The organism is Chromobacterium sp. ATCC 53434 (assembly GCF_002848345.1).
Classification (GTDB): domain Bacteria; phylum Pseudomonadota; class Gammaproteobacteria; order Burkholderiales; family Chromobacteriaceae; genus Chromobacterium.
In genome coordinates this window covers 1,547,818-1,560,846 of the sequence record NZ_CP025429.1, presented here as the reverse complement: position 1 = coordinate 1,560,846, position 13,029 = coordinate 1,547,818, and the positions used below count along the sequence as shown (strand labels likewise).

General features: G+C 64.5%; 5 protein-coding genes. 1 reads left to right on the top strand and 4 read right to left on the bottom strand.

What is annotated here, in order from left to right:
- Window positions 1-58 precede the first annotated feature (58 nt).
- Both dkgB and CXB49_RS07350 read right to left on the bottom strand, forming a co-directional pair.
- The gene (gene dkgB / locus CXB49_RS07355) at window positions 59-865 is read right to left on the bottom strand and encodes a 2,5-didehydrogluconate reductase DkgB (protein ID WP_101707784.1); all 807 of its coding nucleotides are present in this window, start codon (window positions 863-865) and stop codon (window positions 59-61) included.
- A 79-nt stretch (window positions 866-944) separates the two neighbouring features.
- Entirely contained in the window at window positions 945-2,147 is a 1,203-nt protein-coding gene (locus CXB49_RS07350) for an MFS transporter (RefSeq protein WP_101707783.1), read from the bottom strand.
- Between the two features lie 102 nt (window positions 2,148-2,249).
- Between CXB49_RS07350 and CXB49_RS07345 the strand changes: the two genes are divergently transcribed.
- Window positions 2,250-3,182 (top strand): LysR family transcriptional regulator, encoded by a 933-nt coding sequence (locus CXB49_RS07345; RefSeq protein WP_101707782.1) that lies wholly within the window; start codon window positions 2,250-2,252, stop codon window positions 3,180-3,182.
- Between the two features lie 142 nt (window positions 3,183-3,324).
- Here the strand turns inward: CXB49_RS07345 and CXB49_RS07340 are convergent, their stop codons facing one another.
- On the bottom strand, window positions 3,325-3,618 hold the full coding sequence (locus tag CXB49_RS07340) for a hypothetical protein (RefSeq protein WP_199406798.1): 294 nt from the start codon (window positions 3,616-3,618) through the stop codon (window positions 3,325-3,327).
- Window positions 3,618-12,977 carry a hemagglutinin repeat-containing protein gene (locus CXB49_RS07335; RefSeq protein ID WP_101707781.1) on the bottom strand — a complete coding sequence of 3,120 codons (9,360 nt, stop codon included), beginning with the start codon at window positions 12,975-12,977 and terminating at the stop codon, window positions 3,618-3,620. Before CXB49_RS07335 ends, CXB49_RS07340 begins: the two co-directional genes overlap by 1 nt.
- Between the last annotated feature and the right edge of the window lie 52 nt (window positions 12,978-13,029).

The following is a 13,029-nucleotide window of genomic DNA, read 5'->3' as shown; positions in this document are numbered from 1 at the left end:
GTCTTCGCCGCGGCCTGCCGGCCGCGGACGGGTCCATTCAAATCGAGGCGCGGCGCGCTCAATCCCATTGCGGCGCCAGGCCGGCAGGGTTCACTTCGCGGCCGTCGCGCTCCAGCGCGGCGATCTGGGCCATGTCCTCGCCGCTCAGGCGCAGGCTCTGCGCCAGCAGGTTGCCGGCCAGATTCTCCCGCTTGGTCGACGACGGGATTACCGAATAGCCCAGCCGCAACGCCCATGCCAGCGCCACCTGGGCCGGCGTCGCCCGATGCCGTCGCGCGATCTCGGCTATCGCCGGATCGTCCAGCACCTTGCCGTAAGCCAGCGTCATGTAGGAGGTGACGTGTATGCCTTCGCCCCGCAGGAAGTCGACCAGCTTGCGGTTCTGCAGATAAGGGCTCAACTCGATCTGGTTGGTCGCGATCGCGTCCCGGCCCACCGCGGCGATCGCCTGCCGGGTCAGCTCGATATTGAAATTGGAGATGCCGATCCGGCGCGTCAGGCCCTGCTCCCTGGCGCTGGCCAGCGCCGTCATCAAGGCCTCGACGGACACGCCCTTGCCGGGGGCCGGCCAGTGGATAAGCGTCAGGTCGACATAGTCGGTGCGCAGCTTGGCCAGACTTTCCTCCAGACTGGGCGCCAGCTTTTCGGGCGCATGGTTGTCGACCCAGATCTTCGTCGTCAGGAACAGCTCTTCGCGGCGCACGCCGGACGCGGCGATCGCCTCGCCCACCTCGGCCTCGTTGCCGTAGATCTGGGCGGTGTCTATCGCGCGGTAGCCGAGTTCGAGGCCGTTGCGGACCGAATCGATGACGGTCTGGCCTTGCAGGCGGAAAGTGCCGAGGCCGAAAGCGGGGATGGTGCTCATATGGGTTCTCCGTGGGAAAGATGGGAAGTCGATGGCGGCCGTGCGGCGCCACCGCCGGAAACAGACCGTGGACAGGCGCTCAATGCGCCAGCTCGACGGGCCCGGCCGTGCGCGCCGGCAGGCCGTCGCGCCGGTCCAGCGCGCCGCTCAGCGCCGTCAGCGCGAAGGCGCCCAGCGTCACCGCCGCGGCGATCCACGGCGTATGGACCAGGCCGACGCGCTCGACGATCAGCCCGCCCAGCGAAGCGCCGCCGGCGACGCCGAGATTGAAGGCGGCGATATTGAAGCCGGACGCGACGTCGGCGGCCTCCGGCGCGAAATGCCCCGCCTGCTTGACGACATAGACCTGCAGGCCCGGCACGTTGCCGAAGGCCACCGCGCCCCAGGCCAGCATCGTCAACGCCGCCAGCCAGGCGATGTGGACGGTGAAGGTCAGCGCCAGCAGCACCAGCGCCAGCAACAGGAAGATCCGCTTCAACGCCTTGACCGGGCCGGCGCGGTCCGCCAGCCTGCCGCCCCAGACATTGCCGAAGGCGACCGACACGCCGTAGCCGACCAGCACCAGGCTGATCTGGGCCGGCGTGAAACCGGCGATGCGCTCCAGCAGCGGCGCCATATAGGTGAAGGCGATCAGCGAGCCGCCGTAGCCGACCGCCGTCATCGCGTAGACCAGCAGCAGGCGCGGTTGCGTCAGCACGCTAAATTGCCGGGCCAGCGGCGCGGGCGCGGCCTGCGCCAGGCGGCGCGGCACGAAGGCCAGCGCGCCGACGAAAGCGACGAGGCCGAACAGCGCGACGACCAGGAAGGTGGCGCGCCAGCCGAAATGCTGGCCGATGAAGGTGCCGAGCGGAATGCCGGCGACGAAGGCCACCGTCATCCCGCTGAACATCGTCGCGATCGCGCTGGCGGCCTTGTCCTTCGGCACCAGCGTCGTGGCGATGACCGTGCCGACCGAGAAGAATACGCCGTGGGCGAGGCCGGTGAGCACGCGCGCGACGATCAGCGATTCATAACCGGGCGAGCGCCAGGCGACGAGATTGCCGACAGTGAACAGCGCCATCAGCGCGGCCAGCAGCGTCTTGCGCGGCACGCGGCCGGTCAGCGCAGTCAGCAGCGGCGCGCCGACGGCGACGCTGAGCGCGTAGAGGCTGACCAGCAGGCCGGCCGAAGGCAGGCCCACCCGGAGATCGGCCGCGATCGTCGGAATCAGGCCGACGATGACGAACTCGGTCGTCCCGATGGCGAAGGCGCTGATCGTCAGCGCGAGTAAAGCGAGTGGCATGATGGGCATCCATGGGTCCGTGAGGAATGGACGCAGTGTGCCCGCTTTACTTTTGCGAAAAAACTAGCTTATAAACGAAACTCTTTTGAATAAAATTCAATAATGAAAATCACGCTGGACGAACTGCAGGCCTTCGCCACTGTGGTGGACACCGGTTCCATCACCGCCGCGGCCCAGCAGCTGGACCTCACCGTATCGGCGACCAGCCGCTCGCTGGCCCGGCTGGAGGAGAAGCTGAAAACCACGCTGCTGCGCCGGACCACGCGCCGGCTGGAGCTGACCGAGGAAGGCCGGACCTTCCTGCACAGCGCGCGGGCCATCATCGATTCGGTCGACAGCGCGGAAGAACAAATGCTGGCGCGGCGCGAACAGCCGTCCGGACGACTGCGGGTGGACGCCGCCACGCCGTTCATGCTGCACGTAATCGTGCCGCTGGTGCGCGGCTATCGCGAACGCTATCCGCAGGTGGAGCTGGAGCTGAACAGCAACGAGGGCATCATCGACCTGCTGGAGCGGCGCACCGACGTGGCGATCCGCATCGGCCAGCTGAAGGATTCGACGCTGCACAGCCGCCTGATCGGCCACAGCCGGCTGCGCGTCCTGGCCAGCCCGGCCTATCTGGCATCCCACGGCCAGCCGGCAAATGTCGAAGCATTGGCCAAACACGCGCTTCTGGGCTTCAACCAGCCCGAGACGCTGAACGTCTGGCCGCTGCTGGGCACAGACGGCGAGGCTTACCGGATAGAACCGGCGGTGCGCACCTCCAGCGGCGAAACGCTGAGACAGCTGGCGCTGGACGGCGCCGGTATCGTCTGCCTGTCGGACTTTATGACCGAGCAGGATCGCGAATCCGGCCGCCTGGTGCAAATCCTCGCGCCCGACACCCTGGACATGCGCCAGCCGGTCCAGGCCGTCTATTACCGCAACACGGCGGTGTCGTCGCGAATCGCGTCCTTCATCGACCACCTGATCGAGGCGCTGGGCGGCAAACATCCCGAGCGAGCCGCGGCGGGGTGGGCCGCCGCCGCGAAATGAACAAAGCCTTCCTCGCTTGGGAAGGCTTTTCACTTGAGCGAGTCAGCGACGTTGCCATCGCCGCTGGAGCCAAAGCCCTGACGTCTTTCGCTCTGGTCTGTCCCCTATTTCCTATTTAAATTAACCAAAATCGCTATAAACTTCATTTTACTTCCTGATAAAAAACCTCATACTCACCTCCTAGCTCTGAACGTAAACGCACAGCTAACCTCTCTCCATCCACCGAAAAACGTTCCTCTTCCTCTTTACTGTCAAACCCAGACAAAACAGGATCATCCCTATTTAATGTAGCATCAAATCTAGCTGCCCACTTGCAAATATCTTCTTTAAGACCTTTGGATATTGGCAAATCACCCGGAGATATGTCCCCCCCCCCTTCTGGCGAAAGATCCCAAAGGGGATAGCATTCATAATCCGCCATAAGCTTTATATGCATCACTTAACCTTCCCTCTTAAGTTAGCCCCTACTATGTAGCCATTATTACCAACTGTAACAGCCAAATTATATTTCACCCCATTTATTGTAGTTTCATAAACCGGCCTTCCCAAGCCGGCCCCTTGATAACCAACCAACTTTCCTTCAGAAACCGCTTTTATTACAACGCTTGGAATTTGCTTCTCTGAAACACCAACTTGAGCAAACTGACTTCCATGTGCTTCTATAATATGTTGCAGCCCTGCCTTCGAGTTCCCCTTCTCCAGAAAAACTATCCTTCCACTGGAGTCTCTAGCTATTTTCACAACATCACTCGGGGTATGCTTAATGCCTTGCAATGACAACTCTTTGAGTAAAAATTTATTATTTGACAACACACCTTTTAATACATAGGGCCCTGCAAGCCCAATAGCAGCGACCACCCCATCAGCCAAGTCTAGTTTTGGCTGCTCATATGTATTCCAGCTTTGCTGATTTTTGTAATTGCTAAGCTGAACATCAAGCTCATTAATGCTGGCACGAACGTCTTGACGACATTGGCCAGTACAAGTTGGGTCGGACAGCATTTGTTTGAGACCATCTCGTATCTGCTCTGCCCGAGTTGGCGTCATGACACCCAATTCATTACCCATCAATTCAGCAACCAACTCCCTACGTTGCTGTTGATCTATTTTATCAAAGCGGGCCTCAATTGCCGCTTTTTGCTCTGGAGTCTTGGCCTGAGCCAGTTCATCGGCCTTTTGCTTGATCTGAGCAGGTTTAAGGTAGTTATTCTCCACCTCATTCTTAGCGGCCTGCGCACCCGTCAACGCCCCGGCGCTGTCACCGCCCGCCAGCGAACCGGCCAGGCTGCCCGCCATCGTGGTCAGCGCGGAGAGGGTCTGCTTCTGATCTTCGCTCAAACTGTCCACGCCAGGGTACAAAGTCTTTTGCAAGTACTCGGCCACCAATGGCGCCGCGCCGGCCCCCACCGCTCCCGCCGCCGCGCTCTCGCCCTTCAACTGCGCCAGCGTCGCCCCCAGCAGCGCGTGCGCCATCACATTGGCTTCCTTGTTGCCGTCGGTCATGTTCTTGACCACGCCGGCCAGGTAGGGCGCGGCGGCGCCGCTGAGGGCGGCCTGCACATTGCCGCCGGCCAGGCCTTGCAGCGCCGCGGTGGCGGCTTGCGCCGCTTTCTGGAAGTCGCTACCTGTGCCCCACTTGTCTTGCTGCTCCTTGTACTTTTCGCTGTTGGCGTATTCGGGGTTGCGCCGTACCTTCTCGTTTTCCTCCATCATCATCTGGGTGGCGACGATCTGGGTGGCCTGGGCGCCGATCTGGCCGATCAGCTGCGCCTCCTGCAAGCGGTTGAGTTCCTTCTCCTTGTCGAAGATCGGACTCAGGCCGTTGGCGGCGTGCTCGGCGTCGCGGCTCAGGTCCTTCAGGTCCTGCTGTTGCTTGTCCTGATCGCGAATCTGGATCGTGCCGTCGCTGATCGCGGCGTAGGTGGTGGATTCGGCGTGGCCACTGCTGTTGCCGCCGCCCAGCACGCTGCTGGCGGCCTGACCCATCAGCGTGCCCTTGGCCGAGTCGGTGATGTTGCCGCCGCTGCTGAAGCCGAAGCTCTGGCTTTCCACCTTGTAGTCGGCCTGGTTGTGCTGGTTGCTGAAGCCCAGCGTGCCGGTGTCCAGCCGGTTCTTGTCCGCCTTGGCGGTGCTGGCGATTACCGCGCCGTCCAGCTGGGTGTGGCTGCCCACCTGGATGTCGAAGCCCCCCTGGCCGGCGTAGAGGCCGGTCTGCTCCTGCACGCTCTGGAAGTCGCTGTCCGCCTTCTGGCGGCTGCCGCTGATGGAGGCGCTGCCGCTCATGCTGCCGAAGGTGAAGCTGCCGCCGGCGGATACGCTGCTTTGCTGGCTGTGGTAGTGGTCTTGGTCCTGCAGGCTTTGCAGCGTCAGGTTGCGGCCGATGTCGGCCACCACGGTCTTGCCGCTGGCCTGCGCGCCGATCAAGCTCGCGTCGCGTCCGCTTTGCAGATTCAGCGTGTCGCCGGCGCTGAGCACGGTTTCGTTCCAGCGGCTGCCCTGGCCCTCCTCCTTGCCCTTGCCCCTATTGGCGTTGGCGAAGATGGACAAGCCTACGCCGCTGCTGCCGAAGCCAAAGCTGACCCCGGCGTTCCAGCCGCCGCTGCTGTTGCTGCCGCTCTGGCGGTCTTCATTGTGGCCGGCCTGCAACAGCAGGTCGCGCGCGGCGTCCAGCGTCAGGTCCTTGCCGGCCTTCAGGCGGCCGCCGGTAATGCCGATGTCGCCGTCCAGCGCCTGACCCTGGGCGTCCTTGGCGCCGCTGCCGGTGGCGGTCAGGCTGAGGCTGCCGCCGGCGGTCAGCTGGCTGCCCTGGCTCTGGCTTTGCTGGCGCTGGCTGTGGGCTTCGCTCTTCTGGCTGCCCACCGACAGGCTGATGCCGACGAAGCTTTGCTCTTCGCCTGGCTTCTGCGCTTCCTGCTGGTAGGCCTGGTAAGCCTGATAGCCGGAGAGGCCGGCCTGGATGCCTTGCAGCGCGGCGAGACGGCCGGTGGAGGCCTTGCCGGCGTCCTGCGCCTGCTGCACCGCGGTATTGGCCGCGGCGCCCACCACGCCGGACAGGGCGACGGTGAGGCCGCTCTTGCTGGCTTCATGCTTTTCGTCGCGCTGATAACGATTGGCCACGTCCTCGATGAGGATGTTCTGCGCCAGCACATCGATGTCGCCGCCGGCGACCAGATCCGAACCCTTGATCAGCGTATTGCGCCCGGCGTCGATGTTGACGTTGCCCAGCACGCTGCCTACCGTGCTACCGGTATGGCTGACGCCGGTTTCCGCCACCTGGTCGCGTTGCCGCTGACTGCCGATGCTGAAGCCTATGCCGCCGCTGCTCATCAGACCGGATGTCTTGACGCTCTCGTCGCGGTGGCTGTACTGGGTGTTTTCCGCGGCGACGATATTGACGTCGCGGCCTGCCGTCAGATCGACGTCGCCGGTGGCGGCCACGCTGCTGCCCGTCACATTCAGATCGCGTCCGGCCTGCAGGCTGACGCTGTCGCCGGACAGGCTACTGCCCTTGGCGGTGACGCTGTCCGATTCGGCGCGGGTCTGCTTTTGCGTGCTGCTGAGTACGCCTTTGCGGGTGCTGCTGCTTTGCAACAGCTCGGTCTCGCGCTCATTGGCGGCGCCGATGTCGATGTCGCGGCGTGCGCTGAGTGTCAGCGCGCCCTTGTCGCTTTCGACGGCACTGCCGCGCACGGTCAGGTCGCTGTCGCGCGCCTGGATGGTCACGCCCCGCTCTCCGCCTACCCTGCTGCCCAGCGCCAGATCGCTGCTGCTCTGAATGCGCTGGCTGCTGCGCTTCCCGTTCTCTCTGTCGTCGTCCTCTGCGTGGCGCATCGTTTCCACGATATCGACCTTTTCGCCGGACAACAGCGTCTGCCCTTGCCGGCTGTCGATAACGCCCCCCTGGACGGTCAGGTCCTTGCCGGCGATGGCGACCACGCCGGCGCCGCCGCTCAACTGACCGGCATGCAAGGTATCGGCGCGATGGGTGGAGTTGACGCTGGAGCTTGAGCTGTTGGCGGTGAGATTGCCGCTGTTTGTGGTTTTGTCCGCCTTCACCGTCAGATTGCCGCCGGCGCTGGCCAGCAGTTGCCCGCTCGCCTCGGCGCGGGAGCCTGTCAGTTCCAGATCCTTGCCCGCGCTCAAGGTGAGCTTGCCGTCCGACTGGATGCTGGAGCCCAGCGCCTGCTCCCAGTGGCCGCTGTAATGCGCGACGCCGCTGCCGCCGACCGCGCCACCCAGCTTGCTGTCGCGGTTGCCCATTCGTCCGGCCATCAAGTCCACGCCGCCATCCCGGCTGCTGCGGGCGGTGGTGATGGTCAGATTATTGGCCGCGGACAGGCTGGCCGTTTCGCTGGCGCTGACTTTCGCGCCACTCAACGTAATGTCCTGCCCGCTCAGGCTGATGTCGCGTCCGCTGACGGCAGCCTGGCGGCCGGCGTTCTGCAGATCGGTACCCAGGGTCAGGCTGTCGGCCAGCAACTTGACGGTATCGGCCTGGATCAGGCCGCCGGTGTTATGGATGACGTCGGCTTTGGCGATCAGGCTCTGATCGGCCCGCAGCTTGCCGCTGTTGCTCAGGCTGGAGGCGGAAAGATTGAGGTCCTTGCCGGCGATGACCGCGCCGTCGCCGCTGAGGCCGACGGTGTTGTGCGCCAGATAGACCGTGGGCACCAGCACGGTTTGCGGGCCGCTGGCGGTGTTGACGGTTTCGCTGACCATCCAGACGATGTCTTGTTGCAGGGCGGCAATCTGCGCCGGCGTCAACGCCACGCCGGTGGTGAGGCTGAAGTCCTTGGCCACAGAGACGCCCTGGTTCATCAGCGCCTTGAACTGCTCGGTGGCGTCGTCACCGCGCAGCGAGGGGCGGCCTGTCAGCGCCAGAATCTGGTCGCGCACCAGCTTTTGCTCGTAATAGCCGTCGCCCAGCCGCTTGTGCACGCCGGCCGGGTCGTAATTCAGCTGCTTCAGCATGTAATCGCTGCTGACGAAGTTGCCGTACTCGGTAAAGCGGCTGTCGGTTTCGATCAGATACGGCGCCTGGGGGCTGGGATTCTGCTGGAACAGCTGGTTATTGGGCAAACGGTCCAGCAGGCCCGGCCGGGCGGCGCTGCCCCTGAGCGGATGCGCTTGCGCATCGTGCTGCGCGATGACCACCGGCTCAAGCACAGCCTGTCCGCTGTTCCCGCTGGCCCGCTCCGCTTGCGCGGCGGCCTGAGCCGCCTCGGCCACGCTGACCTGGGCCGGTGCGACCGTGATGTTCTCGATATTGGGCGCGCTGACGCTGACGCCTTGATGGCCGGCGATGGTGGCATCCAGCGTCTCCAGCGCCGTGGTCTTGTCCAAGGTATAGGAACGATACCAGTGATGGCCGACGTGGCGATCATAGTGGTCCACCCCGGTTTCCTGCCGGCGCTCGTTGATGGAGTAAGCGCGGTTGACCACGCGGGCGTCGCCGCCGCCGTTATCCAGGCCATTGATGGCCAGATTGCCGTTGGCGGCGATTCGGCTGGCGTCATTGAGTAACTGCCCGCTGACGGAAATGCGCATCTGTCCGCCGGCGCTGAGCGTGGCCGCCGCGCCGGCGGAGATCAGCCGGTCCACCGTGCGGGTGCCATTGGCCGAACGCTCGCGAAAATTGTACAAGTCCTCGATATCGTTCAATTCCAGCGGATTGACGTAACGGTTGGGATCCCATTGGTCGATCCCCCATCCGGCGTTGGTAAACTCCCGATATACCACTTGCTGATAAGGGCAAACCTCGCCGCGTCCTTCGCACGCGCGGCCTTCGTAGAAGCTCATGTCGTAGCTGCCGTTGGCGTTTTGCTTGATCGCGTTGTAATTGACCCACAGCTGCTTGTCGCCCTGGAAACGCACCAGGGCCTTCTTGTTGGCGGCATCCACCTGCAGGACGGTGCCGTACCGGCTGTTGGCCGCCGCGGCGTCGTTGAACGGCAAGTTCTGGGTGGTGGCGCTCAGATCGCCGGTGCCGTAAGCGCCCCAGGACCGCCAGTAAAAGTTGGACTTGTTCCAGCTGTAAGCGCTGGATTCCGCCGCGCGCTGGATGTCGACATGGCTTCGCTGGTTGTTGAGCCTGGCGGCGCGGATTGAAACATCGCCCTCCGCCTCTATCGTGGTGGAAATGTTTTCGATCAGATCGCCGCTGCTCAACGTCAGCGCGCCGCCGCTGTAGATGTAGCCGCTATCGCGGTTGCTGAGGCGGGAGCCGGCGTTCAGCGCCAGGCTGTGGGTGGCCGCCAGCACGGCCTGGCCGCCGTGATTGTCGATGACGCCGCCGCCCACGGCGACGTCGCGGCCGCTGATCATGCCGGTGTTGTCCAGCGCGCCCGCATTCAAGGTCAACTGGTCCGCATCCAGCCTGCCCTGGTTTACCGCCTGGCCCGCGCTGTTGATCTCCAGACGATCTCGCGCGGCCAGCTTGGCGCCGCCGGCATTGCTGAAGCCGGCCGCTTGCAGGCTGACGCTGCCGGCATTGGTCCACTGGCCTTCATTGCGCAGCGTGCCGGTGGTGCGCAAGCTCAGCGAGCCCTGGCTGGCCAGCGTGTCCCCGTCGCGGAAGATGTAATCTTGCTGCAGATCCAAGCTGAGGCCGCCCTGTCCCACCATCCTGCCGCCCTGGTTGCCCAACTGGCCTGCGCTCAGGCTCAAGGCCTGGCCGCTGCTGACCGCGCCGCCCTGATTGTTCAGCAGGCTGGCGCGCAAACGCTGGTCGCGGTCGGCGATCAACTTGCCCTGGCGGTTGTCGATCTGGCCGCTCAGCTTCGCGTCCAGCGCCCCCGCAGTCTGGATCTGGCCATACTGGTTGTCGAAGCTGGACAGGCCCAAGCTGACATCGCCCAGACTCAGCAGACTGCCGTGGCGGTTGTTCAGCTCGCCGGCCGTCAACGCCAACGTGTCGCGGCTGCTGAGCAGACCACTCGCGTTGTTGACCGAGGCCGCCTGCAGCTTCAGGCCTTGGTCGGCGACGATCTTGCCCTGGCCATTGTCCAGCGCGCCGGTCATGCCCAGCTGGATGGCGCCGCCGCTCTGCAGCTCGCCGTCCTGGTTGGACAGCTGCGTCAGTTGGTAGCTCGCGTTGCCGCGGCTGAGCAGCCTGCCTTGCTGGTTATGCAAGGCGCCGCCGTCCATGCTCAAGGCCTGGCCGCTGCTGACCAGGCCGCGCTGATTGTTCAATTCGCCTGCGCGCAGCCGCTGACCCTGGTCCGCCACCAGCTTGCCGCCCCGGTTATCAAGCAGGCCGCCGGCATCGAGCGTCAGTTGGCCCACCGTCTGAATTTGGCCGTCGCGGTTATCGAGTGTGTCGAGATTCAGGGTCAGCCCCTGCTGGCTGAGCACGGCGCCGTTCCGGTTGTCCATCTGGCCGGCACGGACTGTGATGCGCTCTCCCGCCGTCAGCGTCCCTTGCTGATTATCCAGCGTGTCGCCATCCAGCCGCATGCCACGCTGGGCGCTGATGCGGCCTTGCTGATTGTCGACACTGCCCTGCGCCTGCAAGGACAAAGCGCCACCGCTCTGCAATTTGCCGTTGGCGTTGTTCAACGTGTCCAACTGGATGTCACCGTCACCCAGGCTGACGATGCGACCGCGCTGATTGCTGGCCGCGCCGGCTTGCAACTCAAGCGCCGCGCGACTGCCGATCTCACCTTCGTCGTTGTCCAGCTTGCCGGCCTTGACCGCCTGCGCCTGCTCGCTCAGCAATTTGCCATGACGGTTGTCCAGCCCGCCTTGGACGCTGAGAACCAAGCCGGCCCGACTCTCTATCACACCGTTGGCATTGTCCATGTCCCCGGCTTGCAGCTCGATGCCGGCGCCGGTCATCTGTCCCGCCCGATTGTCCAACGAACCGCTTGTCGTCAGCACCAGTCCTTGACCCGCGTCAATCCGTCCGCCAGCGCCGTTGTCCACGCTGCCGGCCACCAGCTTCAACGCATCCGCCGCCAATAGCTTGCCGCCGTGATTGCGGGCGGCATCCTTCACTTGCAACGCTAGCATGCCGGCGCTTTGCACGGCGCCATCGCCATTATCCAGACTGCCGGCCTGCAGACTCAGATTGCCATTGCTTCCCAGCTGGCCACCCTGATTATTAAACGCGTCCTGCACGGTCCAGGCTTGCGCCGCCCGGCCCAAGGCCAGCAACTTGCCGCCGCCGTTATCAAGCTGGCCCAGCGTCAATTCCAGGCTGTCGGCCTCGATGCGGCCTTCGCGATTATCCAGCCGCCGGCCGATGAGGAAGGCGCCACTGCCGTGGCCGATCTGCTCCCAGACACCTCCCCGGTTGTTGAGCGCGCCGGCCTGGACCTGCCATTGGGACGCCTGCACGGTGGCGCCGTCGCTGTCCAGTCCGCCACCGGCCCGCACGGTCAAACGACCGGTGTTCAAGACAGCCCGGCTGAGACGCACCCCGTCGTCGGCTCTCAAATCGATGCGATCGCCTGCGCGCAACTTGGCATCGGCGGCATCGATGGCGGCGGCGCCAAGCGTCAGCGCGGAACCGGCCAACGCGTGGCCACTCAGCTGCAAGCGCTGATCGGCTTTCAGGCTCAGCGTACCGAATGCGCCTACACGGCCATCCATGTCGCTGCCGGCGGCAAAATCTCCGCCAGCCTCTAGCCGCTGGGCCTGGACCTGCATGTCCCCGGCGGCCGCCAAGGTGCCGCCATGCCTCAACGCACCCTCGCCGTTCACACTGAGCCGGCTCTGGCTGTAGCTGGCGCCGTCATGGTCGATGTCCCCGGCTGCACGGTATTGGATCTCTCCGCCGTTTTGCCGGCCGCTCAGGCTCAAGCGGCCGGCACTGTCCAACACCAGCTGCTCGCGGCCGTTCATTTGGCCGCTGCTGCGCACGCCGACGCCGGCTTCGGTAGCCAGCAAGCGAATCTTGCCGGCGTACATGCCCCCCAGCTGGGCTACGTCTATCGCGAAGCCCGGCTTGTCCACGGCGTCCGCCGCGGCAAGCGGCTGGATGCTTTGGTGATCCGCGCTGACGCGGTTGCGCCCGGCGCTGACTGCCAGGTTTTGCGCCCAGATACCGGCCTGCACCTCCACCGCGCGCGCCATCAGGTCCGCGTATTCGGTACTGCCGGCCTGCATGCCGGAACCTTCGATGCGGATGGTGCCGCGTTCCACTCGATAACCGGCCAGACTGCCGTCCGGGTTCAGCTCCGGCCGCCCGGTGGTCAAGGTCATCCGGCCGGCATTGATGGTGCCGCAGCCATCGCAGACAATGCCCGCAGGGTTGGCGACAATGACCTGGGCCCGCCCGCCGGCCACCTCCAGAAAGCCGCGCAATTGGCTTGGATTGGCGCTATTGACCTCATTGAGAATGACCCGCGCCGGCGCTGCCGCGCCGTTGAGGTTGGGGTTGCCCTGGATCCAGCCGCCCAGCTGGGTCTGCACGCTGGTGGCGCTGTTGTTCAGAATCGCCCCGCCCCGGTTGACGTCAAACTGACTGTACTGATTGCGCGAGACGCCGGCGGCGCCAGGCGCCTGGATATTCACCTGCGGCAAGCCATTGGCGGTATTGATCACGCCTGGACGCTGGGCCGCCGCCGCATTGGGATCCGCGACGATGCCCTCGGCCATCGAAACCGGTCCGGCCAGCGCGCACCAACTGGCCCAGACGATGCCACGCAGCGTGACACCGAGCCTGCCGGACGATGCCGCCGCCGCCCCTGCCGCCCTACATTTCCCCGTCCCCATCGGCTTGACGATCTCGGCCACAGCCATGATCAGGCCGCGTGCTCGGTTGAAAATCAGACGATAACAAAGACGGTTCATATGCCACTCTCAAATGGGGTGAGACCGACGGAGCCAATCCGCCCCGTCGGTC